General features: G+C 35.0%; 17 protein-coding genes and 1 pseudogene. 14 read left to right on the top strand and 4 right to left on the bottom strand.

The genetic code is table 11. The features are described 5' to 3' along the window. Positions 1-627: 627 nt before the first annotated feature. Entirely contained in the window at positions 628-1,680 is a 1,053-nt protein-coding gene (locus HS848_RS07955; protein ID WP_198611915.1) for a zinc-dependent alcohol dehydrogenase family protein, read from the bottom strand. A gap of 260 nt (positions 1,681-1,940) precedes the next feature. Between HS848_RS07955 and HS848_RS07960 the strand changes: the two genes are divergently transcribed. Continuing rightward, positions 1,941-2,345: an acyl-CoA thioesterase gene (locus tag HS848_RS07960; protein ID WP_198611916.1), complete on the top strand. Its 405-nt coding sequence runs from the start codon at positions 1,941-1,943 to the stop codon at positions 2,343-2,345. 34 nt (positions 2,346-2,379) lie between these two features. Next, positions 2,380-2,709, top strand: coding sequence for a thioredoxin family protein (locus HS848_RS07965; RefSeq protein ID WP_198611917.1), 330 nt, complete (start codon positions 2,380-2,382; stop codon positions 2,707-2,709). 111 nt (positions 2,710-2,820) lie between these two features. Here the strand turns inward: HS848_RS07965 and HS848_RS07970 are convergent, their stop codons facing one another. Further along, positions 2,821-3,780 (bottom strand): L-lactate dehydrogenase, encoded by a 960-nt coding sequence (locus HS848_RS07970; RefSeq protein WP_198611918.1) that lies wholly within the window; start codon positions 3,778-3,780, stop codon positions 2,821-2,823. A 160-nt stretch (positions 3,781-3,940) separates the two neighbouring features. On the opposite strand from HS848_RS07970, the gene HS848_RS07975 reads away from it, so the two are divergent. Then, positions 3,941-4,912: an alpha/beta hydrolase fold domain-containing protein gene (locus tag HS848_RS07975; protein ID WP_198611919.1), complete on the top strand. Its 972-nt coding sequence runs from the start codon at positions 3,941-3,943 to the stop codon at positions 4,910-4,912. A 45-nt stretch (positions 4,913-4,957) separates the two neighbouring features. On the opposite strand, the gene HS848_RS07980 is transcribed toward HS848_RS07975, so the two are convergent. Next, the gene (locus HS848_RS07980; RefSeq protein ID WP_198612170.1) at positions 4,958-5,275 is read right to left on the bottom strand and encodes a hypothetical protein; all 318 of its coding nucleotides are present in this window, start codon (positions 5,273-5,275) and stop codon (positions 4,958-4,960) included. 471 nt (positions 5,276-5,746) lie between these two features. Here HS848_RS07980 and pgsB point away from each other — a divergent pair, with 471 nt between their 5' ends. From pgsB to HS848_RS12720, 10 genes and pseudogenes are all read left to right on the top strand, one after another. Further along, entirely contained in the window at positions 5,747-6,904 is a 1,158-nt protein-coding gene (pgsB, locus tag HS848_RS07985) for a poly-gamma-glutamate synthase PgsB (RefSeq protein ID WP_198611920.1), read from the top strand. A gap of 1 nt (position 6,905) precedes the next feature. Next, positions 6,906-7,358: a poly-gamma-glutamate biosynthesis protein PgsC gene (pgsC, locus tag HS848_RS07990; protein ID WP_107507112.1), complete on the top strand. Its 453-nt coding sequence runs from the start codon at positions 6,906-6,908 to the stop codon at positions 7,356-7,358. 23 nt (positions 7,359-7,381) lie between these two features. Beyond that, positions 7,382-8,455 (top strand): CapA family protein, encoded by a 1,074-nt coding sequence (locus tag HS848_RS07995; protein ID WP_198611921.1) that lies wholly within the window; start codon positions 7,382-7,384, stop codon positions 8,453-8,455. Further along, complete coding sequence (locus HS848_RS08000) at positions 8,445-8,606, top strand: hypothetical protein (protein WP_198611922.1); 162 nt, start codon at positions 8,445-8,447, stop codon at positions 8,604-8,606. The genes HS848_RS07995 and HS848_RS08000 overlap by 11 nt, the downstream gene beginning before the upstream one ends. Position 8,607: 1 nt before the next feature. Then, positions 8,608-10,209, top strand: a complete 1,602-nt coding sequence (locus HS848_RS08005; RefSeq protein ID WP_198611923.1) for a gamma-glutamyltransferase — start codon at positions 8,608-8,610, stop codon at positions 10,207-10,209. Between the two features lie 213 nt (positions 10,210-10,422). Then, positions 10,423-11,910 (top strand): xylulokinase, encoded by a 1,488-nt coding sequence (xylB, locus tag HS848_RS08010; RefSeq protein WP_332871288.1) that lies wholly within the window; start codon positions 10,423-10,425, stop codon positions 11,908-11,910. Positions 11,911-12,336: 426 nt separating this feature from the next. Next, positions 12,337-13,380, top strand: coding sequence for a PTS sugar transporter subunit IIC (locus HS848_RS08015; RefSeq protein ID WP_107507116.1), 1,044 nt, complete (start codon positions 12,337-12,339; stop codon positions 13,378-13,380). Positions 13,381-13,382: 2 nt separating this feature from the next. Then, the gene (locus HS848_RS08020) at positions 13,383-14,069 is read left to right on the top strand and encodes a serine dehydratase beta chain (protein ID WP_107507117.1); all 687 of its coding nucleotides are present in this window, start codon (positions 13,383-13,385) and stop codon (positions 14,067-14,069) included. Positions 14,070-14,082: 13 nt separating this feature from the next. Next, entirely contained in the window at positions 14,083-14,988 is a 906-nt protein-coding gene (gene sdaAA, locus HS848_RS08025; protein WP_107507118.1) for an L-serine ammonia-lyase, iron-sulfur-dependent, subunit alpha, read from the top strand. Between the two features lie 223 nt (positions 14,989-15,211). After that, positions 15,212-15,379, top strand: a pseudogene (locus tag HS848_RS12720) (hypothetical protein); the annotation flags it as partial. A 253-nt stretch (positions 15,380-15,632) separates the two neighbouring features. Here the strand turns inward: HS848_RS12720 and HS848_RS08035 are convergent. Then, a complete protein-coding gene (locus HS848_RS08035) occupies positions 15,633-16,127 on the bottom strand; it encodes a GNAT family N-acetyltransferase (RefSeq protein WP_198611925.1) in 495 nt (164 codons plus the stop codon). A 160-nt stretch (positions 16,128-16,287) separates the two neighbouring features. Between HS848_RS08035 and srtA the strand changes: the two genes are divergently transcribed. Next, complete coding sequence (gene srtA, locus HS848_RS08040) at positions 16,288-16,899, top strand: class A sortase SrtA (protein ID WP_198611926.1); 612 nt, start codon at positions 16,288-16,290, stop codon at positions 16,897-16,899. Positions 16,900-16,968: the final 69 nt, after the last annotated feature.

Consider the following 16,968-nt stretch of genomic DNA (forward strand, 5'->3'; position numbering starts at 1 on the left):
TATCACTTAGAATTTAAGTTACAATCATTTTTTGATAATTCTGAAATTAAAAGAAAGAAATATATCTAAATATTTATTAATAAAAGACTATAAAATAACACTTTCTCGGTATAAGAGATTAAAGCAATTAAAGAATTTTAATAGATATGAAATAATACATTAAAAAATAATAGGGTTAAAATAGAAGTTTCTATTGGAAGTGTAAGTTGAGTTATATAATAATTTTTGTACATAAGACACCTCGTTAATTTAGTTTAGTGATGTTTATTAAATTATACGAAAGTGTCTTAATTTTTTTAAGTATTTTGATGTAAAATTACATGTATATAACGTAGTATTGTTGGCGAGACTCCTGAGGGAATATTCTCAATAGCTAAGCTTGGCAGTAGTTGACTGTGATGAAGATGCGTCCAACCCGGACTTTCTTCATCTCTAGTCATCCTTGCCGGGGCGGGACGACGAAATCTTAGAAATTACATTAGATTTCTGTCCCGCTCCCAAACAATACGAAGTATTGATAAAAGAAGCGTAGAGACGATTCATGATTGAATTGTCTCTACGCTATCATGTTTAGGTTTATATTCCGAACACGTTATAACATTAGAAATTAAATAAGGTTAGTATTTCTTATTTAGTGATATCATTTTCAATTAATAATTTAATAGCTTTATGATCAGTAGCATTTCTGAATAAATCATATGCTTCTTCAATTTCACTTAATTTGCTATAATGTGTAACCAATTGTTCTGGTTGAATTGTTTTACTTTTTAGTGCTTCTAAAAGTTCTTCAGTTGTGTTACCTGAAACTAATCCAGTTGTTACATTGATATTTTTAATCCATAATTTATCAATATCAAATTGAACAGGTAAACCGTGTACACCAACGTTTGCGATTGTACCGTCAACGCCGATAAGTTTTTGACATAAGTCAAATGTTTGTGGAATACCTACGGCTTCGATAGCTACATCTACGCCACGGTGATTTAATTCTTTAACTTTTGCGATAGCTTCTTCAACATTACTTGAATTAATTGTATGTGTAGCGCCTAAGCCTTTCGCAGTTGCTAAACGGTTGTCATCTAAATCTAACATGATGATTTTAGATGGAGAGAAGAATTGTGCAGTAAGTAATGTAGCTAATCCTACTGGGCCAGCACCTACGATAGCAACCGTGCTACCAGGTTTAACTTTACCTTTTAATACACCAATTTCATAACCAGTTGGTAAAATATCTGATAACATAACAAGCGCTTCGTCTGGTAATGATTTAGGTGCATGGTATAAAGAGTTATCCGCAAAAGGAACTTTAACGTATTCTGCTTGTGTACCATTGATTAAGTGACCTAAAATCCAACCACCATCGTTTTCACAGTGAGCATAGATACCTTTTTTACAGTAGTAACATTTACCACATGATGAAACGGCAGAAACGATAACTTTGTCGCCAACTTTGAAGTTGTTTACGTTTAAACCAACAGATTCTACGATACCGATACCTTCATGACCAAGTGTTGTGTTTTCAGGAACTTCTGGTGTGTCTCCTTTAATAATGTGTAAATCTGTACCACAAATTGTCGTTTTAACCATTCTAATAATGGCGTCTGTACTTTCAGTAACGACTGGTTTCTCTTTCTCGATTAATTGTGCTACTCCAGGTTTTTCATAGTTATAGGCTTTCATAATATACCCTCCAAAACTTTGTGAATTTATTCACATACAGTATACCATGTTTTATTCTATTTGTGTCTATTTACACGCAACTAAATACAAAAATAAATCGATAAATTTTTCATAAAAAAATGTTTGAGGCTATACATTAGATATTTTCAAATTACATTTAAAGGATAATATATTTTATTTTTAACAGAGTTAAGAAGATGCAAAACCTGGATGAACGGCGTAAAATAGAGTTGTATACTGATTTAAAGGAGATTATAAATATGGCTGAAGAAGGTCTATTAGTAGCTGAGAAAGAAATAGAGGTTAATAATTACGACATCGATGCTATGGGTATAGTAAGCAATATCGTTTATGTGCGTTGGTTTGAAGATTTACGTACAGTATTTATTAATAAATATATGACATTTTCTGAAATGATGAATCAACATATTTCACCAATTTTAATGAAAACGGAAATTGAATACAAGGTACCTATTACGATTCATGATCAACCCGTTGGACGTTGTTGGTATGTTCAAGGTGGACGCATGAAATGGGTCTTTAAATTTGAAATTGCTTCAGGTGATAAAATACATTGTATTGGTCAACAAACTGGAGGCTTTTTCGATTTAGAAAGACAAAGAATCACTAAAATGCCAGCCATCTTTCAAGATATTTTAAAATAAAAATTTCGATAAACGACAAGTGTAGGTGAACATAATGACTGAGCAATTAACAAGTATTGAACACTTTCATCAATTTATAGACACACATGAATTAGCTGTGATACATGTGATGCGCAATAACTGCTCAGTGTGTCACGCTGTATTACCTCAAATTAAAGACATGCTCAAAGATTATCCACGTGTGCCACTTGGTGTGATAAATCAATCTGAAGTCGAAGCAGTTGCTGGAGAGCTATCTATCTTTACTGTGCCAGTAGATCTAATCTACATGGATGGTAAGGAGATGCATCGTCAGGCACGTTTTATAGACATGCAAGGCTTTGAATATCAATTGCAGCGTATGTATGAGAGTTTAGAATTATAAAAGCAGATATGATGTAAATCTAATAAAAGTTAAGCCAATTATACTAAAGCGGGACACCAATATCTTTAAATGATAATGAGATATTTGTCCCGCTTTCTTTATATTAAATAATTAATTAAGAAGCTTTTCAATGATTCCATCGGCACGTTGTTGATAATCCTTAATGACATTAGCAGACTGATTGAAACGTGCTAACTCATCCTCTTCCAATGCCAACTCGATAACTCTATCGGCGCCGTTTCCATTAATTACGGTTGGTGTACCGATATATAACCCATTTAGATCATATTCGCCTTCGAGGTAACTTGATACATTCATAATAATATTTTTGTTGAAAAGGATGGCTTCAACAATTCGGACTAAACTTAACGATATACCAAAGTTGGTCGTGCCTTTTCGAACGTAAATATCATAGCCTACCTGGGTCGTTTGAGTTGAAATAGATTGTATGAACGATGTCTTATCAACATCAGGGCTTAATAAGTCTAATACGGGCTCACCAGCAACTTGTGCATGAGACCATACTTGAAGTTGTGAATCTCCGTGCTCACCAATCACTGGGGCATAAACACTTTGAGGAGCGATATTCAATGCGCGACTAAGAAAGAATTCGAAGCGGGCAGTATCGAGTGAAGTCCCTGAGCCGATGATTTTATTTTTAGGAAAATGCGATACCCGTTTAATCACATAACTCATAATATCTACAGGATTGGAAGGTAGTACGAAATAGCCATTAAAGCCATGATTAATCACTTGTTGAATCATAGGTACAAAAATCTCTACATTATCTTCTAATAATTGAAGACGTGTCGCTCCCTTAGCCAATGTCGCACTCGCACAAATAACAACGATATCGGCATCAGCACAATCTTGATAATTTCCAACATGAACGTCTACAACGTTTTCACTAAAAGGCGTAGCATGATTTAAATCCCAAACATCCGCTTTAGCTTTATCCTCATCAATATCTATAATTGCCAGCTCATCTACAAGGCCTTTCGCAACAATAGCATGCGCAAATGCAGAGCCGACATAACCACTTCCGATTAACACAATCTTATGACGTGACATATGTATAACCTACTTTCTATTAATATTGAAAATTCTGATAATTACATTATAGATTAATATTTTCAATAAAAGTATAGAAATAGCCTTATAATGTGGTTTACTAAAATTTAAGCGTGATTAGGTTTATAATTAAGTATTGTATAGGAGGCCATGATATAAAATGAAAAAGAGAATGTTTACAGTTGCAACTTCAGCTTTATTAGGCACGTTAGCGTTTATAAAAGTAAAAGAAAAACGTAGCTACAAAAGCGTCTTAATGGAAAGCTATATTCGCATGTCTGGAATGAAGAAACCATTTGAAAATGTTGAAGATGCTAAGAAGGCTTTACAAGAAACAAAAGAAATCACTGCTGGTAAATATGAAGGTACTGATTATGAGTTTAAACATGATGTTAAAACTAAAAGTTGGAATGGGTCAGTGACCTACGTGGTGAATGCACAACGTAACCGCCAACAAAAAGTCATTCTGTACATCCATGGGGGCGCATGGTTCCAAGACCCTCTAGATGAACATTTTGAATTTATCGATCAACTTGCAGGGCAACTAGATGCGCGCATTATTATGCCGATTTATCCTAAAGTGCCACACCGTGATTATCGCACAACCTTTGAACTTTTAAAGAGTATTTATGAAAAACAATTGACTGAAGTTGAAAGTTCAGATCAACTCATTATCATGGGTGATTCAGCCGGTGGACAAATTGCGTTATCTTTCGCGGAATATCTAAATGAAGCGACACAATTACAACAACCTGGACACATCGTCATGTTATCGCCAGTCCTAGACGGTACATTAAGTAATCCTGACGCGAAAGAATATGAAAAAATTGACCCAATGCTTGGTATTGACGGCAGTAAGTACTTTATTGAATTATGGGCAGGAGATTTACCAGTTGAGGATTATAAAATCTCTCCAATCAATGGTAATTTAGAAGGTTTAGGTCGTATTTCAATCTTCATCGGTACAAAAGAAACATTGTACCCAGATGCTTTAAAATTATCTCAAATGTTAAACGAGAAAGGCATAGAACATGACTTTACGCCGGGATATAACTTATTCCATATTTACCCAATATTCCCATTACCAGAAAGACAGAAATTCTTTGCGCAACTTAAGAATATAATTCAGTAATATCAATAAAACAAAATAAGAATTTAAAGTTAAATCAAACGGGTGCTAACTACCATCACTGGATGAGTTAGCACCTGCTTTTTTGTCGTTAGAATTAATCGTTTTATAATCAGTTGTTGATGTTGTCTCGTCCTTTGCTACTTCAGAAGTGGCTGCTGACGCTTTATTTAACTCTGTATTACTTATATTTTCAGTTGAGTCTTTAGTCACGCTATTAATATGACGGTGATCAGAATCTAATACTGAGTTGCTCATATCATTACCTTGTAAACTGCCTACAAGAATAAGCACTAAATAACTTGAACACATGAGTAATACAATTGCTAGATAAATACCCACTGCTATTTTAACAGGTTTAGCCATTGGTTTATTCATCAATACCCTCCTAAAGTTGTAGCTCTATTTATCTATAAAGTAACACGAGAACTTTAAGTTAATGTAAATAAGAGGTAAATATTTCGTGATTTAACAACTGTGTTTGATTAAATATTAAGTTTTGGAAAATATTTCTAAAATATTTTATTATATTAATGATTTTATTATTTATAATTTCTTAAAAAATTTATATTTGTTAGTATTTTTTTACATTATATTTACATTGTTAAAACTGACTCAACACATAAATGATAGCATACCCTTATTAGAAGTAATAAAAGGGTCGGACATTAATCGTTTGAGCTTTGGAAATTTACCAATATGTTTGTCATGACCTTATTATCATTCATTTCTTCTATATAGAGTGTTTCACTCGAACATATTCACTATACATACTTATTTTAGAAAGCGCTTTACTAAAAACTTCATATTAAAACATTTAAAGAGAGGGACAATATTGTGATTCTCATTATAATTTGTATCGCCTTGATTTTATGGCTTGGAATTAAAGAGAAAAACCGCCATACAAATCGACTAAACAAGATTCCTTTAAGAATCAATATTAATGGTATACGTGGTAAATCCACGATAACTAGAATGATTTATAGCGTATTAAGAGAGGATCATTATCGTGTAATAGGTAAGACGACAGGCACAGATGCACGGATGTTGTATTGGTTTACTGACAAAGAGTATCCAGTTATTAGAAAACCTCAAGGAGCGAACATTGGGGAGCAACGTGACATTATCCGTAAAGTCGTCAAACAAGATGCTAAAGCTTTAGTCAACGAATGTATGGCCGTAAATCCAGACTACCAAATTACTTTTCAAAAAGATTTAGTAAAAGCGAATATTGGGGTCATTGTCAATGTGATGGAAGACCATATGGATGTTTTAGGCCCTACATTAAAGGATGTAGCGCAAGCCTTTACCGCTACAATTCCTTATAAAGGTAAGCTTGTCGTCATGAAAGATGAGTATACGAAATTTTTTGCGAAAGAAGCGAAAAAGCGTAAAACACAAATCATCGTGGTGGATAAAGATGAGATACCTGAATCTTATTTAAGAAAATTTAGCTATCTCGTATTTCCAGATAATGTGGCTATTACATTAGGCGTGGCGCAAGCAGTAGGCATTGATAAAGAAACTGCGTTAGAAGGCATGTTAAACGCACCACCTGACCCTGGTGCTGTGGAAATTAAATACTTTAATGCGAATCATTCACGTAATGTGTTTGTTAATGCCTTTGCAGCAAATGAACCGCAATCGACGAAAGCTATCTTGAATAAAGTTGAATCGTATAACTATCCATATACGAAGAAAGTCGTTATTTTAAATTGTCGTTCAGATAGGGTCGATAGAACGCGTCAATTCGCGGAAAACTTTATTGAAGATGTTGATTATGACACATTAATTTGTACCGGTAAAAGTACGCAGCAGGTAACAGAGATTATGCAACACTTACCTGAGAAAAAGTATCTTAACTTCGAAAACAAAGACTTTGTAGAAATTGAAAAAGCTATTATGAGAGAATCGCAGAATGCGCTTATTTTCTGTGTCGGTAATATTCACGGACCAGGCGGTAGAATAGCAGAATTCATAGAAGGGATAGAATAAAATGATAGGTTCAGAATTATACTTTTCCCTATTTGTCGGTATTGTATTGAGTTTAATCTTTGCAGAAAAATTTGGGATTAATCCAGCAGGACTCGTAGTACCTGGTTACTTAGCACTTATATTCGATCAACCTATTATGTTGTTGTCAGTGCTAGTAATTAGTTGTTTAACATTCTTCATTGTTACATATGGAATTAGCAGATGGGTGATTTTATACGGAAGACGGAAGTTTGCAGCTATGATTTTAACAGGCATGGTGCTCAAATTTATCTTCGACTTACTTTATCCACTGACGCCTTTTGAAATGGTAGAAGTATCAGGCATTGGTGTAGTTATTCCCGGCATCATTGCGAATACAATTCAAAAGCAAGGTGTCGTGATTACGTTATCAACGACTATGTTATTAACTTGTATCACATATGTCATCTTATTCTTATACAGCTTTATTAATTAATCGCGAGCAAGGAGCGCATAATAATGAAAAAGAAAAAACGGTTATCAGCGAGCGAATGGTTACTTAAGCAATCTAAACGACATAAACGTCGAAATTTTCTTTATACGCTTATCGTTTTAATTATTGCATTAGTGCTTTTAGTCTTCGCTATTCGAGCAGTTAAAGTCGAACCAGTAGAAGCGATGCCAAGTTCGAATAGCAATAATATTCGTAGTACATACCTAGGTAACGTTACTTTAAACAAACATATTAGAAAAATGAATCTAAATAAGGTGTTCGGAAGTTTGAGAGAACCCCTTCAACATAGTGACTTTTCAACAGCGTCCTTGTTGGTGAGTAACTTTTCAAATAATCAACAAGATAACATTAAAAAGAATTTAGAGAATATTATGTTTCTAAGAAAACAAAACATCAAAAGCGTTAATTTAATTAACAATACAATTGATAACGTACAAGCACAGGAATTGAGTAAACAAGTAGAAGCACAGACGGATTATAATTTTATGACGGGCAACGGCTCTAACTTGATTAATAGTAAAACGGTTCAACAACAAGTTAAAGGTAAAAAAATTGCCAATGTTTCATTTACAGATGTGGGTTCGAATTATGAAGACTCATTAAAAAATACGACATCTATCAGTTTAGACCCAAGTATTTTTGTGCCTTTAATCAAAAATTTAAAAGAGAATAATGATATGGTCGTAGTCAATGTAGACTGGGGAATTACGAATGAACGTAATGTCACTGACCGCCAACAAGAGTATGCCCATGCATTAGTCGATGCGGGTGCTGATGTCATTATCGGTCATAATTCGGTCGTCCAAAAAGTTGAAAAGTATAAAAACGCCAGCATCTTTTATAGCTTGGGTAACCTTACTTCCGATTCATTCCTATCTAAGAACCAAAAAGGGATGGTCGTTCAACACGATTGGGATGGCCAACATAATCGATTTAGCATTACTCCGGTACGCTCAGCAGACGGAAATATTACGAAAGATCGTATGACTAAAATGGAAGCGCAACGTTATTACAATAATATTGAAGATCAATCGATTCATCTAAAAGAGAAGAATGGAGGATATACCTTTGAATATTAAAAAACATTGGTTAGGTATTGTAACTACGCTCATTATCATTGCTATTCTATTAATGGTAACGTTTGCTAAAGCGAATGAAGGCCTAGATAACTATGAGAAGGAAGAGCTAAAAAATGTAACGGAGCAATATTTATCTAAAGGGGCCAGTTAGTATGAATATTTATAATAAAGGGACGCTATCCGTCATTTTAATAATGACCATTTTGATCTCATTCACGTTCTATTATTTCAACAAAGAAGATAAACCAGATAAAGATACATTATTTGAAAATAAAATCGCCAACCATAAAGCATCGGGCAGTAAGAAAAAATATGGTGTAGCTTCTAACAATACCATTGCCACACGTGTAGGTAACAAGATTATTGAAGATGGCGGTAACGCTGTAGATGCGGCAATGGGTGTTTCTTACGCGCTAGCAGTAACAGAGCCACATTCCTCAGGTATAGGTGGCGGGGGTGCTACATTAACGTATAACGGTAAAGATGGCGAAGAACCAAAAATGTATGAATATAAAACTATGTCATCATTTAATTATAAAAAAGGCGATGAAATAGGCACCCCAGGTTTCGTGCAAGGCTTACATGATATGCACCAACGTGAAGGTAAAATGGATGAGAAGAAGATTTTAAATTATGTTATTCCGCTAGCGAAAAATGGCTTTGAAGTAGATTCAGAATTAGAGCGTAGTATGAAATTATTCGGTTCAGACATTGATCGTGATTCCCCATTTTTCAAAGGGAAGCGGACGGTGCGTGAAGGTGATGTCGTTAAACAAGAAGCACTAGCTAAAACATTAGAGAACATTCGTGATAAAGGCCCTTCTTATTTCTATAAAGATATCGCTAAAAGTGTATCCAAACAAATTGACGATGAACTCACTGAAGAGGACTTTAAAGCTGTTAAGACAGAAGAGAAGCAACCAGTGTCTACAAACTATTTGAATAATAAAATCTATTCAGCCTCTAACCCACTCGGTGGTACATTAATGTTACAAGGGTTGAAAATCGATGAAAGCGTCAATTCTGGTGGTAACACAAGTGAAGCACGAAACGATTATATTTCAGGCATCATTAAATCTCGTGACGTGATGTATCGTAATAGAGATATCGTTAACGGCCAAGAACCTAGTAGTGATACATATCTTTCACAAGACTATTTATTAGATAATCTAAACAATATCAATAGTGGCGAAACGAGCAGTAACTTTGACCCAACACTTAGTACTACAAGTACAACACACTTTGTAGTGATTGATAAGCAAGGAAAGCTCGCAAGTACGACAAATACGTTATCTAGCTTCTTTGGTTCAGGAAAATTTGTTAAACAAGGGTTCTATATGAATAACTCGTTAACCAACTTCTCAAGTGACCCTAATAGTCCAAACTATGGTGGTAAACATAAAGCGCCACGTTCTTATACATCACCATCTATTGTAGTAGGACCAGACTTTTATATGGGCATAGGAACGCCAGGGGGAAATAAAATCCCTACGCTCCTCAATGAAGTGTTGATTGATTATTTACGTAACGATGGGACATTACAAGAATCTATTAATAAACCACGTTTCTATAATGATGGTGGTACTGTTTATTATGAAAATGCCACAAGCGATGAAGATATTAATATCTTCAAAAGTATGGGTTACGGTGTAGAAGAAAAACGTAATGACCCTAACTTTGGAAGTGTTCAAGGCGCGATATACAATAAAAATGATCAAACAGTTGAGATTGGTCATGACGTGGGTAACAGATAATATAATAATTAGATTTAAGAACGGAGCAGAAATCTTTCGAATTACTTCAGGTTTCTGTTCCGTTTCCTATTGAAATTATAATTAAAATAGATATGATAAGCATATGGATAAATGAATTTTATTATAATATTATATAAATTGAAGATATATTGAGTTGTCTCTAAAACATTGGAAATTACTTTATTAATGAACAGAGTAAAGGATGGATGCGTCGTGGAAGATGTTGTATTAGGAATTGATTTAGGAACAAGTGCAGTAAAAATTATTGCAGTGAACCAACAAGGGGAAGTCGTAGCTTCGACGAGTGAACCGTTAACGTTAATTCAAACACGTGCAGGTTATAGTGAGCAAGATCCTAAAGAATGGGTAGAAGCGGTCACACAAGGCATTAAAAACATCACCCATTCTTCTCAAATGGCTCAACGTGTCGTTAAAGGGGTCTCATTTTCAGGACAAATGCATGGTTTAGTAGCCTTAGATGCCCAGCATCAACCTGTGCGACATGCAATACTATGGAATGACACACGTAATTCAGAACAATGTCGCCAAATTAAAGAGGTCTATGGCGAAAGATTAAATGGAAATCCAATATTAGAAGGCTTTACTATGCCTAAAATGTTATGGGTTAAACAACATGAACCAGATATATGGGACCAAGTAAGTGTCTTTATGTTGCCTAAAGATTATGTGCGCTATTATTTAACTGGAGAAATTCATATGGAATATTCTGATGCGGCAAGCACGCTCTTACTTAATCCAGAAACACATGATTGGGCACGCGACGTAGGTACACAATTCGGAATTGGAGATATTTACCCCCCTTTAGTTCGTTCAACGGCTTGCGTAGGCCATGTGCGTTCTGAACTTGCTCAAGAAGTTGGCTTTACTGAGGAAGTTAAAGTCTTCGCAGGGGGTGGCGACAATGCCTGTGGAGCGATTGGTGCCGGAATTATTAATGACAACGACACATTATGCAGTATAGGTACGTCAGGTGTCGTACTTAACGTTGAAAGTGATAGTTACACTGAGTATCGTAATAGCATTCATTTCTTTGATCACAGCGTACCTGAAACGTTTTATGCGATGGGGGTAACACTTGCGGCAGGCTATAGTTTAAACTGGTTGAAGAAGACGTTCTTTGAAGATCAGTCATTCGACGATATTGTAAAACAAGCAAGCACGTCCCAGATTGGAGCTAATCATCTGTTATTTGCGCCATACTTAGCCGGTGAACGTACGCCTCATGGTGATGCGTTTATTCGTGGAAGTTTTATTGGTATTAGTGGTAGCCATAAGAAAGCTGACTTTGCACGCGCTGTACTTGAAGGCATTACCTTCTCGCTATATGATTCCATTCAGTTAATAAGAGAAGCGGGTAAAGAAATCACGCACATTACGTCAATCGGTGGCGGCGCAAAGAGTGAATTTTGGCTACAAATGCAAGCCGATATTTTTAATGCTACGATTAGAAAATTAAAACATGAAGAAGGACCTAGTATGGGAGCGGCCATGATTGCCGCATACGGTTTAGAATGGTTTAACTCATTCGATGACTGTGTCGCTCAATTTATTGAGGTTGACCGTACATTTGAACCTGACAAAGAGAGCCATGATAAGTATGAAGCTTACTATAATGTCTACCGCCAAATCTATCAACAAACACATCAACTCACAGAAGAATTATTAAAAATTGACGATTAATATAAACAATATACATTTTATAAAGAGTAAAGACTAAAAATTATGGTCTTTGCTCTTTTTTAGTGAAAAAATAAGTATTTTGGATAATTACAACCTTATTTTAACTACAAAAGTGAGCAGAATTTATGGGTAAATGCGTTATAGATGTTAAAGTAGATGTACAAATAGTGAAGTGCACAATATATTTTCTTGGCAAATATCGAACTAGTAGATTATACGTTTCACCGATAGACAATTTAAAACGTGGATAATTAATTATTAGTTTACAAAGTTTTTCAAAATGAAAATTTTTATCCCTCAAAAAGTCCCTAAATGTGATTTATTTCACATATTAGCCTCATTTCACTCTAGAGAAATCTTGAAATCGGTTTCCATAGGGTGTACTATGTCAATGACTAATAAATAATTAGAAAGAGGTTTTGGGGAATGAACATTATTTTAGGAGTGGGAACACTCGTACTCGTACTTGTCGTTATGACGTTATTCTTAAACTTTGCGCCATACGGCAAACAAGGATTACAAGCTCTATCGGGAGCTGCTTGTGCAACATTCTTACCACAAGCGTTTCTAAGTTACGCTATTGGTGGCGTATTTCATATTGAATTCTTTCAAACAATTGGTGATTTAGCAGGAAGCTTAGCAGGTGTAGCAGTAGGTATCTTAACTGGACTTAAACTTGGTATCTCACCTGTATTCGCAGTAATTGTTGGTTTAGTATTACATGACTTTAAATTATTACCAGCATTTATCGCAGCATACATCATTTCATTTGGAATTAAATTTGTTGAAAAGAAAGTACCAGAAGGTTTAGACTTAATTGTTGTGATTTTATTCGCTCCAGCAATTGCGTTCGGTTTAGCAACTGTAATTAGCCCAGGAGTTATGGCTATCTTACATCAAATCGGTGGCGCAGTAACATCAGTTGGAGACAGTAACCCTTACGCATTAGCGGTTATCTTAGGTTTAGTTATCCCAGTAACGGGAATGACACCACTAAGTTCAATGGTATTAACTAGTTTATTAGGATTAACTGGCGTACCAATGGCTATCGGTGCATTAACATGTACAGGTTCTTCATTCGTTAACTTTGTATTATTCAACAGACTTAACATTGGAGGTAAATCTAAAGCATTCGCAGTATGTATTGAACCATTAACTCAAATCGACTTAATCGCAAAATATCCAGTACAATTATACGGAACTAATGCAATTATCGGTGTTGTAAATGCTTGTATCGTAACATTCAGTGGACTAGTAATCGGTGTTAAAGGTATGGCTACACCAATTGCAGGTGCAATCGTATTATTCGGATTTAACGACGCAGTTAGATCAGTAATTACAATCATTGCAGTTGCAGTAGTAAGTATTGTATTAGCGTTTATCTTCAGTACTTTAATTAAAAAATTCAACTTAATGGATATGACTATTAAAATGCCTAGTAAACAGAAACAACCTAAGGAGAGTGTTTAATAATGGCTACTAAAAAAAGCTACGATTATCAAAGTGCATTTGATATCATTGGCCCTGTCATGATGGGACCTTCAAGTTCTCACACAGCAGGTGCTGTTAAAATCGGTAATGCTGCATATGCAGTATTAGGCGGAATGCAAGCAGAAAAATTAACAATTCATTACTATGAATCGTTCGCTAAAACACATCAAGGTCACGGTACAGATTTAGCAATTGTTGGTGGCGCAATGGGTTATAGCACATTTGATAGCCGTATTAAAGACGCTTTAACAATTGCAAGAGATCAAGGCATTGACGTAGAGATTATAGAAGAAGATGGCGACAGCATTGGTGGACACCCTAACTGTGCACACATCGTTGCTGAAGCAAATGGACGTCATATTGAAGTTATCGGTAACTCAATCGGTGGCGGTACCATTAAATTAAGAAGAATTAATGTAGAAGGACAAGAAGTTGAATTTGACCACGGTTTACCTATCTTAGAAATAGATGGGGCGGCAAATAAATCAGAGGTCAATCACTTATTAAATGATATTAATGAACTTGGTGCAAGTATTGATGACGAATTGACAGAAACGGGCGAAAACAATAGCTTAGTTGTATTAACACTAGCTAAAGCAATATCTGAATCAACGTTAGACCAAATCAAAGACAAATATAGTCACTTAAACGTATCCTATATTAAATAGAGGGGGATTAAAGATGTTTGATTCAATTAGAGAAACTATAGACTACGCAGTTGAAAACAAGATGTCTTTTGCAGATATTATGATTCAAGAAGAGATGAATCTTTCAGGTAAATCTCGTGAAGAAGTTAGAGAAACAATGAAACAAAACTTAGAAGTTATGCGCGATGCCGTAGTTAAAGGGACTACAGGCGAAGGTGTTAAAAGTGTAACAGGCTATACAGGCCAAGACGCTATTAAACTAGCTAAGTATAACGATAATAACCATGCTTTATCAGGCCATGAAATGGTTGAAGCAGTGAAAGGTGCCGTAGCTACAAACGAAGTTAACGCAGCAATGGGTATCATTTGTGCAACTCCAACAGCAGGATCCTCGGGTACCATTCCTGGTGTATTATTCAAATTAGAAAAAACACACGATTTAACTGAAGAACAAATGGTAGACTTCTTATTCGTTTCTTCATTATTCGGCCGTGTTGTTGCGAACAACGCAAGCGTTGCCGGTGCTACAGGCGGTTGCCAAGCAGAAGTTGGTTCAGCATCAGCTATGGCAGCAGCTGCCGCAGTAGCAGTATTCGGTGGCGAACCTGAAGCTTCAGGTCATGCAATGGCATTAGCAATCAGTAACTTACTAGGTCTTGTATGTGACCCAGTAGCAGGATTAGTTGAAATCCCTTGCGTTATGCGTAATGCAATCGGTTCAGGTAACGCATTAATTTCAGCAGACTTAGCATTAGCAGGTGTTGAAAGCAGAATTCCTGTTGACGAAGTAATCGAAGCTATGGATAAAATTGGTCGTGGATTACCAGCAGAACTTAGAGAAACTGGTCTTGGCGGTTTAGCTGGCACACCAACTGGCGAAGCAATTAAACAAAAAATCTTTGGCGAAACTGGCGCAGGCACAGTTAATAGCTTTTCTTAATATCAACCAATTACCATTCTTGAATGTCATTTGCACATTCAGGAATGGTTTTTTGTTATCTTTGAAAATTAAGTAAATTTATATAAATGCGATAGCCTGTTTATTGACCTTGAGTGCTTACTTTTTACATGTTTAATAGTACATATGTCCTTATCTGAAAATTAAAAATAATATTGCAAAATTTCACCTTTGAGTATAAAATAACTCAAAAGGGGATGATGGTATGGTTAGACTCAGTATCATCTTTTTAGCATTTGTCATTAACACAACGATGACGTACTATTTTACTCAGACAGGGACATGGGAGAATCTGTTATTGCAATCAATGTCATTAAGTATGATTGTAGTATTCCTAGTACATTACGCACGTTTTGTTATTGCGGATAAAAAGAAGAAGCAAATTAACGAATTAAGGGAAAAAATTCGTGAAGAAGTTCAAGAAGAAATTCAAAATACAACAAGAGAGCGAGACAGAAAGATATTATAATTTTAAGGATGTCATAAGTCTTGCTATGGGCATAGTTGACTAAAGATGAAGTAAGTATGATTTTCACACATACTCATTTCAACGCCTATAATCAAGAGGCTAGAACTGTTATTGGATAACTGTTCTAGCCTCCTTTAGTTTTAATAAATGTGAAGTTTTAGTCATTTTTCAAATCAAGTTGATAAAATGCCAAATCTAACCAATCTTCAAATTTGTAACCGACATTTTTTAGCGTACCGGCGTGAGTAAATCCTAATTTTTCATGTAAATGAATGCTATCAGAATTCGAAGCGTCTATACCCGCTACCATCGTTCTATAATTTTTTTGTTTCGCATGCTCGATTAAATGTTGAAGTAATTGAGTTGCAATGCCTTTGCCACGATGTGAATGCTCTACATAAATTGAATGTTCAATCGTGTATAAATAAGCTGGCCAGTTTCTAAATTGTCCATAAGTTGAAAAACCAACCACTTTATTGTTTAACTCATAAACAAATATTGGTTCATTCGCTAGTACTTTTGATTCGAACCAAGCCTCGCGATCGCTAAGTTGTTGAGCATCATAGGTATATACAGCAGTAGTATTTAATATGGCATCATTATAGATATCTAATATAGTAGGCAAATCTTTGCGTTCAATATTTCTAATCACGGCTTTACCTCCTTGTTGACCTTATTTTAAATTAAAAAGTGAACAGCAAGCAAATGGGCGATAAAAATTTTATGTAATAAATGAAAAAAATAAATTAATATAGTGAAATAATAATGATATACTACGAGCTAACAAAGTTATGATTAAAGGAGTATCATCAATGAAAAATTGGACTAATAGATTGATGACAATTATAGGTGTAATTTTAATTCTAGTCGCAGTATATTTATTTGCGAAACCTCACATCGATAATTACTTACAACAGAAAGATAAAGATAATAAAATTGAACAATACGATAAAAATGATTCAAAACAGCAATCTAGCAAGAATGAAAAGCCCACGATATCAAAAGATAAATCTAAAATGACAGGATATATAAGCATACCTGACGCAGATATTAAAGAACCTGTTTATCCTGGACCAGCTACGCCAGAACAATTAAATCGTGGTGTAAGTTTCGCGGAAGAAGATGAATCATTAGATGACCAAAATATTTCAATAGCAGGTCATACATTTATTGATCGACCCAATTATCAATTTACAAATTTAAAAGCTGCAAAAAAAGGAAGTAAAGTGACCTTTAAAATAGGCAATGAAACACGTAAATATAAAATGACAAGTATTCGCGATGTTAACCCAGAGGACGTGGAAGTGTTAGATGAGCATAAAGGTAAAAAGAACCAACTTACTTTAATTACGTGTGATGATTATAACGAGAACACTGGCGTATGGGAAAAACGTAAAATATTCGTTGCTGAAGAAGTGAAATAACTAATTAATTAAGAATCTGGAACATTATTCATACAAATGTTCCAGATTCTTTTTCTTATTATTATAAAT

The organism is Staphylococcus caledonicus (assembly GCF_016238465.1).
Lineage (GTDB): Bacteria > Bacillota > Bacilli > Staphylococcales > Staphylococcaceae > Staphylococcus > Staphylococcus caledonicus.

Bases quoted from the DNA above. Each gene is read 5' to 3' on its own strand.
- HS848_RS08015 (WP_107507116.1), top strand. From the start codon at position 12,337: ATGAACATTATTTTAGGAGTGGGAACACTCGTACTCGTACTTGTCGTT.
- pgsC (WP_107507112.1), top strand. From the start codon at position 6,906: ATGATAGGTTCAGAATTATACTTTTCCCTATTTGTCGGTATTGTATTG.
- HS848_RS07955 (WP_198611915.1), bottom strand. From the start codon at position 1,680: ATGAAAGCCTATAACTATGAAAAACCTGGAGTAGCACAATTAATCGAG.
- HS848_RS08005 (WP_198611923.1), top strand. From the start codon at position 8,608: ATGAATATTTATAATAAAGGGACGCTATCCGTCATTTTAATAATGACC.
- sdaAA (WP_107507118.1), top strand. From the start codon at position 14,083: ATGTTTGATTCAATTAGAGAAACTATAGACTACGCAGTTGAAAACAAG.
- srtA (WP_198611926.1), top strand. From the start codon at position 16,288: ATGAAAAATTGGACTAATAGATTGATGACAATTATAGGTGTAATTTTA.
- HS848_RS07965 (WP_198611917.1), top strand. From the start codon at position 2,380: ATGACTGAGCAATTAACAAGTATTGAACACTTTCATCAATTTATAGAC.
- HS848_RS07995 (WP_198611921.1), top strand. From the start codon at position 7,382: ATGAAAAAGAAAAAACGGTTATCAGCGAGCGAATGGTTACTTAAGCAA.
- HS848_RS07980 (WP_198612170.1), bottom strand. From the start codon at position 5,275: ATGGCTAAACCTGTTAAAATAGCAGTGGGTATTTATCTAGCAATTGTA.
- HS848_RS08020 (WP_107507117.1), top strand. From the start codon at position 13,383: ATGGCTACTAAAAAAAGCTACGATTATCAAAGTGCATTTGATATCATT.
- HS848_RS07975 (WP_198611919.1), top strand. From the start codon at position 3,941: ATGAAAAAGAGAATGTTTACAGTTGCAACTTCAGCTTTATTAGGCACG.
- HS848_RS07970 (WP_198611918.1), bottom strand. From the start codon at position 3,780: ATGTCACGTCATAAGATTGTGTTAATCGGAAGTGGTTATGTCGGCTCT.
- HS848_RS07960 (WP_198611916.1), top strand. From the start codon at position 1,941: ATGGCTGAAGAAGGTCTATTAGTAGCTGAGAAAGAAATAGAGGTTAAT.